Source organism: Catellatospora chokoriensis (genome assembly GCF_011297315.1).
Lineage (GTDB): Bacteria > Actinomycetota > Actinomycetes > Mycobacteriales > Micromonosporaceae > Catellatospora > Catellatospora citrea.
Window position 1 is genome coordinate 206,663 of sequence record NZ_JAAOTI010000014.1, and the last position, 13,555, is coordinate 220,217.

The 13,555-nt window shown below is 72.5% G+C and carries 11 protein-coding genes; 5 read left to right on the plus strand and 6 right to left on the minus strand.

Features of this window, described 5'->3' with window-relative positions; translation table 11 throughout:
- The first annotated feature begins 2 nt into the window (after window positions 1–2).
- Entirely contained in the window at window positions 3–1,238 is a 1,236-nt protein-coding gene (locus tag HAV39_RS22190) for an SAM-dependent methyltransferase (protein ID WP_191841074.1), read from the plus strand.
- 1 nt (window position 1,239) lies between these two features.
- Here HAV39_RS22190 and HAV39_RS22195 read toward each other — a convergent pair whose 3' ends face one another.
- The 5 genes from HAV39_RS22195 to HAV39_RS22215 form a co-directional block, all read right to left on the minus strand.
- Window positions 1,240–1,800, minus strand: a complete 561-nt coding sequence (locus HAV39_RS22195; protein ID WP_191841075.1) for an ATP-binding protein — start codon at window positions 1,798–1,800, stop codon at window positions 1,240–1,242.
- Window positions 1,801–1,896: 96 nt separating this feature from the next.
- Entirely contained in the window at window positions 1,897–3,003 is a 1,107-nt protein-coding gene (locus HAV39_RS22200) for an amidohydrolase family protein (protein ID WP_191841076.1), read from the minus strand.
- Window positions 2,991–4,352, minus strand: a complete 1,362-nt coding sequence (locus tag HAV39_RS22205; protein ID WP_191841077.1) for a type I glutamate--ammonia ligase — start codon at window positions 4,350–4,352, stop codon at window positions 2,991–2,993. The genes HAV39_RS22200 and HAV39_RS22205 overlap by 13 nt, the downstream gene beginning before the upstream one ends.
- A 155-nt stretch (window positions 4,353–4,507) precedes the next feature.
- On the minus strand, window positions 4,508–6,436 hold the full coding sequence (locus HAV39_RS22210) for a hypothetical protein (RefSeq protein WP_191841078.1): 1,929 nt from the start codon (window positions 6,434–6,436) through the stop codon (window positions 4,508–4,510).
- Between the two features lie 13 nt (window positions 6,437–6,449).
- Window positions 6,450–7,250, minus strand: a complete 801-nt coding sequence (locus tag HAV39_RS22215; protein ID WP_191841079.1) for a class I SAM-dependent methyltransferase — start codon at window positions 7,248–7,250, stop codon at window positions 6,450–6,452.
- A 163-nt stretch (window positions 7,251–7,413) separates the two neighbouring features.
- Here HAV39_RS22215 and HAV39_RS22220 point away from each other — a divergent pair, with 163 nt between their 5' ends.
- Window positions 7,414–9,492 carry a PQQ-dependent sugar dehydrogenase gene (locus HAV39_RS22220; protein ID WP_191841080.1) on the plus strand — a complete coding sequence of 693 codons (2,079 nt, stop codon included), beginning with the start codon at window positions 7,414–7,416 and terminating at the stop codon, window positions 9,490–9,492.
- Between the two features lie 12 nt (window positions 9,493–9,504).
- Here the strand turns inward: HAV39_RS22220 and HAV39_RS22225 are convergent, their stop codons facing one another.
- Window positions 9,505–10,479, minus strand: coding sequence for a TrmB family transcriptional regulator (locus HAV39_RS22225; RefSeq protein WP_191841081.1), 975 nt, complete (start codon window positions 10,477–10,479; stop codon window positions 9,505–9,507).
- A 510-nt stretch (window positions 10,480–10,989) separates the two neighbouring features.
- Here HAV39_RS22225 and HAV39_RS22230 point away from each other — a divergent pair.
- The 3 genes from HAV39_RS22230 to HAV39_RS22240 all read left to right on the plus strand — a co-directional run bounded on the left by HAV39_RS22230 (window position 10,990) and on the right by HAV39_RS22240 (window position 13,544).
- Window positions 10,990–11,172, plus strand: a complete 183-nt coding sequence (locus tag HAV39_RS22230; protein ID WP_191841082.1) for a hypothetical protein — start codon at window positions 10,990–10,992, stop codon at window positions 11,170–11,172.
- 26 nt (window positions 11,173–11,198) lie between these two features.
- A complete protein-coding gene (locus HAV39_RS22235; protein ID WP_147432738.1) occupies window positions 11,199–11,456 on the plus strand; it encodes a hypothetical protein in 258 nt (85 codons plus the stop codon).
- An 84-nt stretch (window positions 11,457–11,540) separates the two neighbouring features.
- Window positions 11,541–13,544, plus strand: coding sequence for an AfsR/SARP family transcriptional regulator (locus tag HAV39_RS22240; RefSeq protein WP_191841083.1), 2,004 nt, complete (start codon window positions 11,541–11,543; stop codon window positions 13,542–13,544).
- Window positions 13,545–13,555: the final 11 nt, after the last annotated feature.

A 13,555-nucleotide genomic window follows, 5' to 3' on the forward strand; every position in this document is an offset into this window, starting at 1 on the left:
ACATGAGCATTGCGAAGGTGGTCCAGGGGCTCGTCACGGGCCCGGTCCCGGTGCGGTTCTCCGCGTTCGACGGCAGCGAGGCGGGCCCGTCCGACGCCGCCGTCGGCATCGAGGTGCGCAGCGAGCGCGCGCTGTCCTATCTGGCCACCGGCCGCCACGAGCTGGGCCTGGCCCGTGCCTACGTCTCCGGTGACCTGGAGGTGCACGGCGACATGTACGCCGCGCTCACCGCCGTCAACGGGCTGCAGATGGACCAGTCCTGGTCCGGGCGGTATCGCGCGCTGCGCGACCTGGGCGGCCTGAAGCTGCTCAACCCGCCGCCGCGCCCGCCGATGGAGGCCCGGCTGCGCGGCCGCCGCCACTCCAAGGAGCGCGACCAGGCCGCGATCTCCCACCACTACGACGTGTCCAACCGGTTCTACGAGTGGCTGCTCGGCCCGTCCATGGCGTACACCTGCGCGGTCTTCCCCGACGCGGCGGCGACCCTGGAGCAGGCCCAGTTCGCCAAGCACGACCTGGTCGCCCGCAAGCTCGACCTGCAACCCGGGATGCGGCTGCTGGACGTCGGCTGCGGCTGGGGCGGCATGGTCATGCACGCCGCCCGCGAGTACGGCGTGAAGGCGCTCGGAGTCACCCTGTCCCGGCGGCAGGCCGAGTGGGCGGCCAAGGCGATCGCCGACGCGGGCCTGTCCGACCTGGCCGAGGTGCGCCACATGGACTACCGCGACGTGCCGGTCAACCACTACGACGCGATCAGCTCGATCGGCCTGACCGAGCACATCGGCCGCGCCCAGCTGCCCGGTTACTTCCGGTTCCTGCTGCAGCGGCTGCGCTACGGCGGGCGGCTGCTCAACCACTGCATCACCCGGCCGGACAACCGCGACCCGGGCCGCTACCGGCGCACCTTCATCAACCAGTACGTGTTCCCCGACGGCGAGCTGGAGGGCATCGGCCACCTGATCGGCGTGATGAACGAGAGCGGGTTCGAGATCCGCCACGAGGAGAACTTCCGCGAGCACTACGCGCTGACGCTGACCCAGTGGTCGGCGAACCTGGAACGGCACTGGGCGGAGTCGGTCGAGGAGATCGGGCACAGCCGGGCCCGGGTGTGGCGGCTCTACCTGGCCGGCTGCCGCCTCGGCTTCGAACGCGACCAGGTGCAGCTGCACCAGGTGCTGGGCGTACGCCTGGACGGGCACGGCGCCAGCGGCATGCCGCTGCGCCCGAGCTGGCCCTGACTCACCGCGGCCCGGACGGCGCCCAGAGTTTCGCGGTGACCGTGGTGCCCAGCGCGCTGGAGTCGATGGTCAGCCGGTCGGAGAAGCACCGGGCGATCCACAGGCCCCGGCCGGAGGTCTGCGTCCCCGACGGCGGCTGCCAGCCCGCCGTGTAAGGCCGGCTCACTCCCGGCCCGACGTCGCTGACCTGGCAGAACACCCATCCTGGGTAGCGGGACAGCCGCAGCCTGCCCTGCCCCTCGGCGTGCATGACGACGTTGACGACCAGCTCCGTGGTCACCAGCTCCAGCGCCCAGCCGATCGGCTCCGGCAGCCGCCACGACTCGCCCAGCTCGTGGATCCGGCCACGGATCCGGCGCAGGTCGACCCGGGTGAACGGGCCCTCCACGAGGACCTGGTCGTGCGGCGTCATCGGTGTCGGCCCGGTCGGGACGTCGTGCCCGGCCGCCTCCTCGTGCTCCGGCACCGGCGGGGCAGGAGGAGGCAGCAGGTTCCGCCGGGTTCGGCGGTACGGGGCGGTACCAGCGGGAGTGCCGTAGCGGGTTCTGGCGGCGGGGTTCATGCGTCACCTCGATCCGGTGGGTGCGGCTGGCCTCTGGCCCATACCCATTCCCTCACGTTTTGATCGTCTACCCGGCGACCGGTGTGCCGGGCGTGATCAGCCCAGCCGGTAGACGCGGGCCGCGTTGCCCGCGCCGACCTGCTCGGCGATGCGCCGCGCGTCGGCCGGAGCCGCCGCGCCGTCGTCGACCATCTCGGCCAGCACCAGGCCCAGGCTGTGCCGCAGCTGCGCCGCGGCGATCAGGTACAGCTCCGGCAGGCCGTACGCGTCGGAAGAGTAGATCACCTTGCTGAACGGAGCCAGCTCCAGGAACTCGCCGAGCACCGCCGTGGCCCGTGCGCCCAGGTGCGGCACGGCCAGCCCCACGTCGGCGTGGACGTGCGGGTACACCTGCGCCAGCCAGCCGGCCTGGCGGTGGTACGGGTAGCAGTGCAGCAGCACCAGGGGCACCCCGAACGCCAGCGTCGCCTCGCAGAACGGCTGCAGCAGCGCCGGGTCGGCGCGGGCCAGCGCCGCGTCGCGGTCACCGAAACCGGTGTGCAGCTGGATCGGCAGCCCCGCGTCCACCGCGCTCCACAGCAGGTGGCGCAGCAGCACCGGATCGGTCAGCCGCCCGCCGTCGCGAAACCAGCGGGCCGCCGCCGCGCTCACCTCGTGCGGTCCCGGCCGCGCCGGGTCCAGGTCCAGGCCGTGCCGGTACGCCGCGATCGACTTCGTCGCCACCGCCCCGGGCAGGGCCTCGTCGAGCGCCTCGGCGAACGCGGCCGCGAACCCGCTCGCGTCGGTTCCCGGCGCTACCTGCTCGGCCAGCAGCTCCAGGCGTACCACCTGGTGGGTCGGGGCTCCGGCCAGCGTGCCCAGCACGCCGCGGTCGGCCAGGCCGCCCGCGACCGGGCCGGTGTCCACCAGCAGCGCGGACAGGCCCGCCGCCCGCAGCAGCCGCCCCGCGACCTCGTCCGGCCCCAGCCTGCGCCGCCGCCGCAGGTAGTCCTCGACCGGGGCGTGCACGGGCAGGTCCAGCACCGGCGCGCACCAGCGGCGCAGCGCCAGCCCGACCCGGCTGTCCAGGTAGGACGTGCCCGCCGGGGGCGGCTCGTCCGCTTCGGTGCACCACAGCTCGAACGCCGCGTCGTCCAGCGGACCCGTCGTGATCGCATGGCAGTGCCCGTCGATCAGCGGCAGGTCCTCGGTCAGTAGCGCCACCGGACCGCCTCGACGAGTTCGGTGGTGGTCAGGCGGCCGAGGGTGTCGGCCTCGGCGCCGTGCACGGCGTTGAACGCGTCCAGCAGCGGCTCGCCCAGCATCGCGACCAGGCCCGCGTCGGCGCGCAGGCGCTCGGCGGCCAGCGCGGGGGAGTCCGGCAGCCGGGGTGGCCGGCGTGCCTCGGCGAGCGTGAACGGGTCCACCCGCACCTCGTCCGGCAGCCGCATACCGGCCCCGGCGGCGTCCGTGGCCAGCGCGCAGACCGCGCCTGCCACCAGGTACGGATTCGCCGAGGCGTCGACGCACTTGATCTCGGCGTTGGCGGCGGTGTCCCGATGGCCGGTCGCGCCGGTGACGAAGCGCAGCGCCGCCTCCCGGTTCTCGTGCCCCCAGCACTGGTAGGCCCCGGCCCAGCGCTGCGGCGCCTGGCGCAGCGCGCTGGCCGGGCTCGGCGCGCCCAGCCCGGCCAGCGCGGGCAGCCGCTGCAGCACCCCGGACAGCACGGATTCGCCGCGGCGCGTCATGCCGTACGGGCCGTCGCCGCCGGAGAACAGGTTCACCCCGCCCGCCCAGACCGAGAAGTGCAGGTGCATGCCGTTGCCGACCTGATCCGCGAGGGCCACCGGGGCGAACGAGGCGCGGAACCCGTGGCGGTGGGCCAGCGCCCGGATCGTCTCGCGCACCAGCACCACGCGGTCGGCGGCGGTGACCGGGTCCGCGTGCGCGACCGACACCTCCAGCTGCCCCGGGCCGTACTCGGGATGGAACTGCTCCACCGCCACCCCCTGCGCGGCCAGCGCGGCCAGCAGGTCCCGGCCGAAGTCCGACAGCTCCGCCAGCCGCGCCATGCCGTAGGCCGGACCGTCGGCCGCGGGCGAGCCGTCGGGCCGCGCCAGGAACCACTCGATCTCGAAGGCCATGCGCAGGTGCAGGCCCGCCGCCTGGGCGCGCTCGACCATGCGCTTGGCGAACAGGCGCTGGTCCACCGGATACGGCTCGCCGTCCTGGGTCCAGCGGTCCACCGGGGCCCAGGCCCAGCCGGGCATCGCCGCGAGCACGGTCAGCGCGCCCAGGTCAGGATGCAGGCGCAGGTCGCCCACCGGACCGCCGATCAGGTCGCCGGCGGTGATGCTGTCGTCGACGCAGAACACGTCGTGCACCGGGGACATGCCCACGCCCCAGGCGGCGGCGTGGTCCAGGCGCTCGGTGGGGACCCCCTTCACCCTGGTCACACCGGCGTTGTCGACCCAGGTCAGGGCGACGGCCTGCACGCCCGCGGAGGCCAGCTGAGCCGCGGCCGACCGTGCGGCGGTGCCGCGCGCGTCGCGGTCCAGCACCGGCTCCCACATGCCTGAATTCTCGCTGGCCGGGCTGGACACCGCGCCACGGACGGCCGAAATCGACCGGCGACCAGGCGTGAACCTCGCCGCCGGTACGCGATGAACGCCGTTTCGGGTCACGAGATGCGGCCGGACCGCACTTCTCCGTTCCGAAACGGCGATCATCACGAGGGTCGGCGTGCGGGCGGCCAGTCGAAGCCGAGTGCCACTGCGGCCTCGGCGCTGCCACCGGAAAGCCACTCGGGGCGGCGCGGATCGATGTCGGCCAGCTGCCGGACCACCGCGTCGGCGACGGACTCCGGCTCGCCCGGCGGTAAGTCGATGACGGCGACGAACTGCAACCACGGCTCGTCCGCCAGGCTCGGGCGGCGCGGGTGGAAGTACGCCACCTGCACCCGCCCCAGATCGTGCGGCCAGGCCGACACCCAGCCGGGATCGCAGTCCCACCGGCCGAGCAGGTCCGGCTCCGCCCGCAACCGCGCCCGCAGCAGCCGGGCGACGGTCCGGTCGGGCCACTCCCAGGAGTGGTCGCTCTCGGCGCGGGCCACCTCGGCGTCGTAGTCGGCGGCGGCGAAGCGGTAGGACGGCAGGTCGACGCCGGTCCGGTCGGGGTTGCGCCAGTCGCGCCAGACGACCTCGCCGCCCTGGCGTTCGACGGTGACGTAGAGCGCCCCGCAGCAGCCCTCGGTGCACTCCGCCTCGGCGAGGCGCACCTCGTGCGGCTCGTCGCCGGCACGCAGCCGGTGCTCGGGTCCGAGCAGGTATTCGGGCTGCTCGGACGGTCCCTTGTCGAACGCCTCGCCGACGATCGGCCGCCCGTCGATGAAGATCCTGGTCTCGACGCCGCCGTGCCGACCGGGGTCGCCGACGGCCACCCGGATCGCTAAGCTGCTCCGCCCGCCGTCCGGCGGTGCGCCGTCGGGCGGCGTCTGCCCGGCCGGTTCGGCAGGCAGCGGAGTCAGGCGGCAGGCGGTGCGGGTCGCCAGGGCCCACTGTGCCCGGTGCCGCGTGGCCGGGTCTGCCGACTGCTCGGCGTCCGCCCTGACGGCGGCCCAGTCAGGCTCGTCGAGAAGGCGTTCGAGCGCTGCCCGCATCGCGGACAGCTCGCCCTCCGGCAGGGGGAGCGTGGCCGCCTGACCCGCATGAAGGTCGGCGAGCACGGACACGACCATCGCGTACCGGTCGAGCCCGGGACGCATTCTCCCGACGCCGCGAGTGAACCCGGCCAGCGCCGCCCCCGCGTCCGCATACCGGCGCAGCTCGGCATTACCCGCCTCACGCCCCATCATCGTGGCCAGCAACCGCCCCGCCTGCGCCACGACCTCCCCCTCGCCGAGGTGAAGGAAGGGCGCCTCCCCGGCACCAGGGCGCCTTCCCGCCGGTCCATCCGCGCTGAGCAGGTCGGGGAGGTCGACGGTTGCGGCGACGGACCGGGCATGCTCGGCCGACGGCTCGCCGGAGCGCACGCCTTCGCGCAGCAGCCAGGCGAACGTGGCCGGGTCGGCCAGGGCGCACAACGCGGAGACGGCATGTGCGTGGCGCGGTGGATCGGACCTTTCGGCCAGCCAGATCAGGTCGTCGGCGGCGGGGATCTGCCGGAGCACGCGGATCGCCGGCTCGCCGAAGTGCCTGCTGAGCAGGCCGAGCAGGCGTACGGGCAGCGCGTCGTCGGGGCCGGCCACCCCGCCGAGCAGGATCAGCCCGACCAGGACCTGGCTCCGCTCGGTGCCGGTGCAGGCCAGATGCCGCCCGACCCGGTGCCGCCAGCGCGGGTCGAAGGACGCCACCGCCTCGATGAGCGGTCCACCCCCGCGTGACGTGATGCCCACCGACCGCAGCGCCTCGGCCAGCGCGAACCGGGCGCGGGCCGCGGCGGGCTCAGCCCGGTAGACCGAGGTCACCAGGTCGACGAGGGCTTTGTTGCTCGCTGCGGTCCGTCGCCCGGTCTGCGGTAGCGCGGCGTGGCGCTCGGCGTCCGGATACGGGCGGCCGCCGTCGGGCAGCGGGCCGTCGGGATGGGTGAAATGCAGGAGTTCGGCGTGTTCGAGAATCGTCCGGGGTGCGAGCGCCGCGCGCTCGTCCACCTGGGTCATTTGGATTTGTCCTTTATGGGGTGGGAGGGGTTCGGCCGCGGACCGTCCAGGCTCGGGCGGTGAGGGGGATCGTGCCGTCCGGGGCCGCCGGGAGCCGGGAGCGCAGCAGTTCGCGCAGCTCCGCACGGTGATCGTCGGACCGGCCACGCAGGTATCCGGGCGCGGACCCCTGCCCGCCCAGGAACGGCTCCCAGTAGTCGTCGAGGTCGGCGAACACCGTCGGGACCTTGACGGATTCGACGGCCACCGCGGTCAGCCCGGCTTCGGTCCACAGTGCCCGCAGGGCGTCGGGGCTGCATACCGATAGGCGTCGGCCCTCGTCCCAGGCGGCCGAGGCGGGGTCGAGTTCGGCGGCGGCGTCCCAGAAGTGCCGCATCATCGCCATACCCTCGGCGTAGTCCCAGACGTAGGCGGCGGCGACGCCGCCCGGCCGCAGCACCCGCGCGATCTCGGCGACCCCCTGCGCCGGGTCGGGCACGAAGTTCAGGACCAGGCCGCTGACCGCGACGTCGACGCTCTGCTCCGGCAGCGGCAGCCGGCGGGCATCGCCGACCTGGAACGCCGCCCGGCTGTCGGAGATCCTGGCCCGCGCCAGGTCCACGAAGGCCGCCGACCTGTCCACGCCGGTCACCTGTGCGGGGTCGGCCATGGCCAGCACGGTCTCGGTCAGCGCGCCGGTGCCGCAGCCCACGTCGAGCCACTCCCGGCCGGCGGGCACGGCCAGCCGCCGGAGGAAAGCCTGCGCGACGGGACGGCTCCAGCGCCCCACATAGGCTTCGTAGGCGTCGCCGTCGGCGAAGGTCGCGTGCGTCATCCGGACACGCTATGCAATCGACGAGTCAGTTTCCAGCCCGCCAAACGGACAAATGGGTCGTAGTTTGTAATAATGGGCGTGTAATACACAACAGCCCCCAAAAGTCTCTGTACCCTCGCCCGAGTTACGTGAGGTGACGACACGACCCCGGGGGACAGCCCGCATGAACGCTCGCAAGATCGCGCTCGCCGGCGAGTCCATCCTGGTCGCGATCCTGCTCACCGTCCTGGGTGTGATCGCCGCGTGCCAGCACACCGCTGGTCCGGTGCTGCCCGCCACGTCGGCCCCGCTCGGTCCGGTGATCACCGAGCCGGAGCACGACGGCCAGCTGCTCAGCGGCGCGGACGTGCACATGGAGACCAGCCCCATGCAGGACGTCGACGCGGGCAGCGAGCACGTCTGCACCGACTGGGAGATCTGGACGGTGCAGCCGCACGAGCGGGTGTGGTTCGCCGACTGCATCAGCGGCGTGCAGAAGACGCACACCCACTTCGGTGACGGCGTCTTCGAGAACGCCTTCGCGACGCGCCGTGACCTGCCCGGTGACCGCGACTACGAGCTGCGGGTCCGGCACAAGGACAGCAGCGGCAACCCGGCGACGGAGTGGAGCCCGTACACCACGCGGCCGTTCCGGACCGACAAGGAGCGCAAGCCGCTGCCCGGCGCGCCGCAGTGGGTGGTGGCCCAGCCCGGGTACAAGGTCGAGGAGGTGGCGTCGGGGTTCGAGCTGCCGGTGAACATCGCCATGGTGCCCTCCCATGCCATCGCGCCCGACAAGCCGATGTTCTACGTCACCGAGCTGTACGGCACGATCAAGGTGGTGCGCGGCGACCTGAAGGTCGGGGTGTACGCCAAGAACCTGCTGAACTGGGACCCGTACGCGGACTTCCCCGGCACCGGCGAGATCGGCCTGACCGGGATCGTGGTCGAACCGACGACCGGCGACGTGTTCGCCAGCATGCTGTACAAGGCGGGGTTGGAGTTCTTCCCGAAGGTCGTGCGCATCCACAGCGAGGACGGCGGCCTGACCGGCAAGACCGTCACCACCGTCCTGGACCTGAAGGACGATCCGCTGGTCGCCTCGCACCAGATCTCGAACCTGACCATCGGGCCGGACGGCAAGCTGTACATCCACATCGGCGACGGGTTCGCCCCGGAGAAGGCGCGTGATCTCACCGACGCCCGGGGCAAGGTGCTGCGGGTCAACCTGGACGGGACCGCGCCCGAGGACAACCCGTTCTACGACCCGGTGGACAAGAGCAAGGTCAAGGACCTGGTCTTCGCGTCGGGCTTCCGCAACCCGTTCGGCGGGGCCTGGCGGGCGGCGGACGGCCAGCACTACTCGGTGGAGAACGGCTCGACCAACAACGACCGGCTGGCCCGGATCCTCAAGGGCGCCGACTACGGCTGGAACTCCAACACCTCCAGCCTGAAGAAGAAGGCGCTCTACAACTGGGCGCCGACGCACGCGCCGGTGGGCATCACCTTCATCCAGAAGGAGGGCAACCAGACGGCCGGGTTCCCCGACTCGAAGCTCGGCAACGCGTTCGTGTCCGAAAGCGGCCCGACCTACGGGACCGGCCCGCAGCTGCGGGGCAAGCGCATCGTCGAGTTCACGTTCGGCAAGGACGGCTCGGTGTCCAAGCCCAAGACCCTGGTCGAGTACAACGGGTACGGCAAGACGACGGTCGCCGGGATCGCCGCCGGCCCGGACGGGCTCTACTTCTCAGGGCTCTACCCCGACCAGGGCTACAACCCGGTCCTGCCGACCGCGAAGATCTACCGCGTGCGGTACGCGCCGCAGGCGGCCGGGGCCAAGCCCAAGCCGGTGGCGGCCAAGGAGTCCTGCACCGACGGCGACCTGCAGGTGCTCGCGCGGGCGTCGAAGACCGAGGTCAAGAGCGGGGTCCCGGTCGGGTTCACGCTGGTGCTCAAGAACCTGTCGAAGCACACCTGCAACCGTGACATCGGGGCCGACGCGCAGGAGCTGTTCCTGATGCACGGCACCGACAAGGTCTGGTCGTCGGACCACTGCGGCGCGCCGACGGGCAAGCAGGTCACCGCGCTCGCGGCGGGCCGGGAGATGGTGTTCACCGTGGCCTGGAACGGCAAGTCCAGCAGTGCCTGCGCCAAGAACCAGGTGCGGGTGGCCACCGGGCCCGCACCGGCGGCGGGGTCGTATCAGCTGTTCGCCAGGGTCGGCACCGACCGCAGCGTGCCGGTCTCGATCAAAATCAAGTAGCGGGCGCGGGGCTCAGAGCCAGCCCCGCCGCACCGCCTCGGCCCCGGCCTGGAAGCGGCTCTCCACCCCGAGCCGTTTCATCAGGTCGGCCACGACCCGCCGGGCGGTGCGCCCGGACACGCCGAGCTTGCGGCCCACCGACTCGTCGGTGTGCCCCGCGTTGAGCAGCCGCAGCACGGTGAGCTCCTGCGGGTTGAGCCCGTGCTCGTCGAGCTGGGGCGTCTCGCCGAACGGGGTCGCCAGCTCCCAGGTCTGGTCGAACAGCAGGCACAGCGCGGCGACCATGCTGCCGCTGCGGATCTCCAGCGCGCCTTTGCTGCTGTCGGTGACGTCCAGCGGCAGCAGCGCGATCTCCCGGTCGACCAGGGTCAGCCGCATCGGCACGGTCGCCACGGTGCGGCTGCGGCCGCCGATCGAGGCCATCCAGGTCGCGTAAGCCAGCGTGGCCGGATCGTTGCGGCTGCTCTCCTGGTAGATGTTGCGGATCGCGACGCCGCGCTCCAGCGCGAGCTGGTTGAGCGACTTGCCGGACTCGATCGCGGTGGGCGGCAGGGCGTTGCCGGCGGTGAACGTGGCGCACTCGTGCCGCGCCGTGCGGGCCAGTTCGGCCAGCCGGTCGCGCACCGCGTCCAGGCCGTCGAGGCGCACCACCTCGTCGCGTTCGTGGCCGTTGTCGTACGCGTCGGCCACCGCGACGATGGACGCCCGGACCGTCGCGAAGTACTGCTGGCGTTCGGACAGCTCCGCCTCGACGTGCGCCAGCAGCGCGGTGAGCCCCAGCTTCGGGCTGACCGCGCGCAGCATCCCCGGGCGGCCCGCCGCAGGCTGGATCATCGCCCGTTCCGCGAGGAAGCCGAGCGCCTCCCTGACCCGGGAATCCGGCAGGCTGAGCGCCTCGGCGATCTCCTCGACGTCCCACGTGGGGTGCTTCAGCATGGCCCAATACACGGCCTCGGCCTCGGCGGACACCCCGAGTCGCTCCAGCATGCTTCCCCCGTCGTCCTCAGAGCGCGCCTCGGCCACATTGTGCAACACATTCGGTCCATTGTGGAGTAGCAGAATAGGACAGCAATCGTGACCGAGAATACGACAACCGGCTTATTGGCCTAAGCCGTTCGGCCGATGGCGGATCGTTACCCGCCGGTAGATTACGTGCGGCTCCGCAGCCTGCGTCGTGGGTACGCCGTCCAAGTGGGCCCGGTCCGTCGACGGCTGGCCGTTTCCGGCCAACTGGACCCTCCTTCACCTGCCCGGACGTTCGCGAAGCCTTGTGCCGCAACGGATCGCGTGTCTCGGCACTCTGGTGAGCTCGGGTGTGCATGCCCGGACGCACAGGCCCTGAGCTGCTGGTTCTCCGCCGCAGGCCTGGACGGAAGCGGTCAGGGCCGCTTCGGTCCAATACAGAATCGATGACACGGCGGCTCGCCGGATGCACGCTTATCCCAGAGCGAGAAAAGCACCGGAGAAAACGACCTACGAGCTTGGGGAGAAGCTGTCATGAAGGTCATGCAAATGTCTGTCGCAATGCGTTGCGGACTCGCCGTCGCCGCATTCTTCAGCCTCTCGGTCATCGCGTCCAATGCCGCATTCACCGGGCTGCCGCAGCACCGCACCGACACCGTCGCGGATGGCTTCGACTGGAGCCGGGTGCCGCAGAGCCCGACAGCCAAGACTGACTAGAACGGCACCAGGAAATGCTGCTGACAATGATCGTCCTCCGGCCGCCGGAAAGCCCCGGCATCCACCTGTCAGTCAGCGAGATCGTCGACCTGTTATGGCTCAACGCGGCTCTGTCTGACGGAGTGAAGCACATCCACGCCCGGGCCGGCGCCGACTGTGTGGAAGTCGGCGTATTCACGGTCGCCTCCGAGCAGAGCATCTCCGACTACATAGTCCGCAAGGTATGCGGACGCGCGATTCATTCCGTGCCGGCACTCCGCGGTTGGTCCATCCACCGGCCGTGACCCGTGCCAGACCGGCCGGCCCCGCCGCAGCCGAGTGCTCCACCGCCCGCTGGGCCTCAGATCCCGCCGAGAGGTGCCATCGCCATGCAGCAAATACGCAACGCCTGGACCATCGACGGTCCGGGACCGGGGCACGAGACGCCGCCGGCGCCGGGTCAGGCCGACCCGGCGCCGGGCCGGACCCGGTTCCAACTGCTCGGGCCGCTGACCATCACCGACGGCTCGGAGTCCGTCGTGCTCGCACCGTCGAAGCCGACGATCCTGCTGGCCGTGCTGCTGCTCAACCCCAACGCGGTGGTCTCGGCCGGGGCGCTGCAGCGCGCCATCTGGGGCGAGGACCAGCCGGTCACCGCGAAAGCCGCGCTGCAGACCTGCGCCATGCGGCTGCGGCAGCTGTTCGGCCGGCACGGCATCGTCGCCAACGCCATCGAGACCGTGCCCGGCGGTTACCGCATCCTGGCCGGCCCGCAGTCGCTGGACCTGCTCAGGTTCCGCGAGCTGGTGCGCCGGGCGGCCGCGGAGGCCGACGCCGAGGCCGAACTGTCCCTGCTGGAGGGCGCGCTGTCGCTGTGGCGCGGCCCGCTGCTCACCAACGTGCCCTCCGACGCCCTGCACCGCGACGTGGTGCCGCGGGTGACCGAGGAGCGGCTGAAGGTGCTGGAGCGGGCCAGCGACATCAAGATCTCGCTCGGCCGGTCCCGGTCGGCGCTGGTCGACCTGTGGGAGGCCGCCCGCGCCCACCCCGGCCACGAACGGTTCGGGGAGCAGCTCATCGAGGCGCTCTACCGCACCGGCCGGCAGGCCGACGCGCTCAGCGAGATCCGCCGGATCAAGGAGTACCTGCTCGACGAGCTGGGCGTCGATCCGGGACGCGGGCTGCAGCGACTCGAAATGGTCATCCTGCGCGGCGAGGAGCTGCCGCCGGTGGCCGTCGCCGAGCGGCCCGAGCCCGGCCCGGCCGCCTCGGCGATGCCCGTCGCCACACCCGGCATGCCGACGGTGTCCAGCTTCACCGGGCGGGCCGTGGTCAGCGACGCGATCGTGGCCCGGCTGGCCGATCCCGGCGCGGCGACCGTGCTGCTCACCGGGCCGCCGGGAATCGGCAAGACCGCGCTGGCGGTGCACGTCGCCGGGCTCGTCCAGGCGGGTTTCCCCGGCGGCGAGCTGTTCGTGGCGATGACCGGCCCGGACGGGCTGGCCCGCCCGGCCGCCGAGATCACCCGCCAGCTCGACGCCGCCTTCGGGCCGGCCGGCAACCGGCCCGTGACCGGCCACCCGCGCGGCCTGCTGGTGCTCGACGACGTGCTCGGCGTGGAGCAGGTGCGCCCGCTGCTGCCGAGTTACGGGGCGGCCGCGGGCAACGCCGTCGTCATCACCAGCCAGCGCAGCCTCGCCGGCCTGGTCGCCACGCACGGGGGCTGGGTGCACCGGCTGGACGTGCTGGACCCCGACGAGTCCGACCAGCTGCTGGCCACGGTGCTCGGCGCGGAGCGGTCCGGGGCCGAGCCGCACGAGCTGTCCCGGCTCGCCATCGCCTGCGGCCACCTGCCGCTCGCGCTGCGCATCGTCGGCGCGCGGCTGCAGACCCGTCCCCGCCTGCGCATCGCCGACGCGGTGACCTGGCTGCGCGACGACCGGATCGCCCGGCTCGCGCTGCCCGACGAGCCGCTGCTGTCGGTGCGCAACAGCTTCCAGCGGGCGCTGGCCCGCCTGGAGCCGGCCCTCGCCGAAGCCTTCACCAGGCTCGGCGCGGCCGCTGACCCCGTCTTCACGGTCACCGACAGCGCCCAGCTGTTCGGTGCCGCTCGCGCGTCGGCCGAAGAGCTGCTGGACCAGCTTGTCGACGCGAACCTCCTGGAGGAAGGGCCGGGCCGTTACGCGATGCACGAACTGCTGTGGCTGTACGCGCGCAGCCGGCTCGTGCCCGCGGTGGCCGAACCGGTCGGCCCGGCCCTTCCCCGCACCACCGGCACCACCCGCCTGGTCGACGTCAACCGCAAACCGAGCGCCGCCCGTACCGCCGGCCGCGGCATGGTCGCCATCCCGGGCGAACCGGCCGTATCCCTCCGCGTTGTCAACGCCGCATAGGACAGAGGTGT

Coding starts and splice junctions, on each gene's coding strand:
- HAV39_RS22195 (WP_191841075.1), bottom strand. CDS start 1,800: ATGAACCCCGCCGCCAGAACCCGCTACGGCACTCCCGCTGGTACCGCC.
- HAV39_RS22205 (WP_191841077.1), bottom strand. CDS start 4,352: ATGTGGGAGCCGGTGCTGGACCGCGACGCGCGCGGCACCGCCGCACGG.
- HAV39_RS22190 (WP_191841074.1), top strand. CDS start 3: ATGAGCATTGCGAAGGTGGTCCAGGGGCTCGTCACGGGCCCGGTCCCG.
- HAV39_RS22240 (WP_191841083.1), top strand. CDS start 11,541: ATGCAGCAAATACGCAACGCCTGGACCATCGACGGTCCGGGACCGGGG.
- HAV39_RS22225 (WP_191841081.1), bottom strand. CDS start 10,479: ATGCTGGAGCGACTCGGGGTGTCCGCCGAGGCCGAGGCCGTGTATTGG.
- HAV39_RS22210 (WP_191841078.1), bottom strand. CDS start 6,436: ATGACCCAGGTGGACGAGCGCGCGGCGCTCGCACCCCGGACGATTCTC.
- HAV39_RS22220 (WP_191841080.1), top strand. CDS start 7,414: ATGAACGCTCGCAAGATCGCGCTCGCCGGCGAGTCCATCCTGGTCGCG.
- HAV39_RS22235 (WP_147432738.1), top strand. CDS start 11,199: ATGATCGTCCTCCGGCCGCCGGAAAGCCCCGGCATCCACCTGTCAGTC.
- HAV39_RS22215 (WP_191841079.1), bottom strand. CDS start 7,250: ATGACGCACGCGACCTTCGCCGACGGCGACGCCTACGAAGCCTATGTG.
- HAV39_RS22230 (WP_191841082.1), top strand. CDS start 10,990: ATGAAGGTCATGCAAATGTCTGTCGCAATGCGTTGCGGACTCGCCGTC.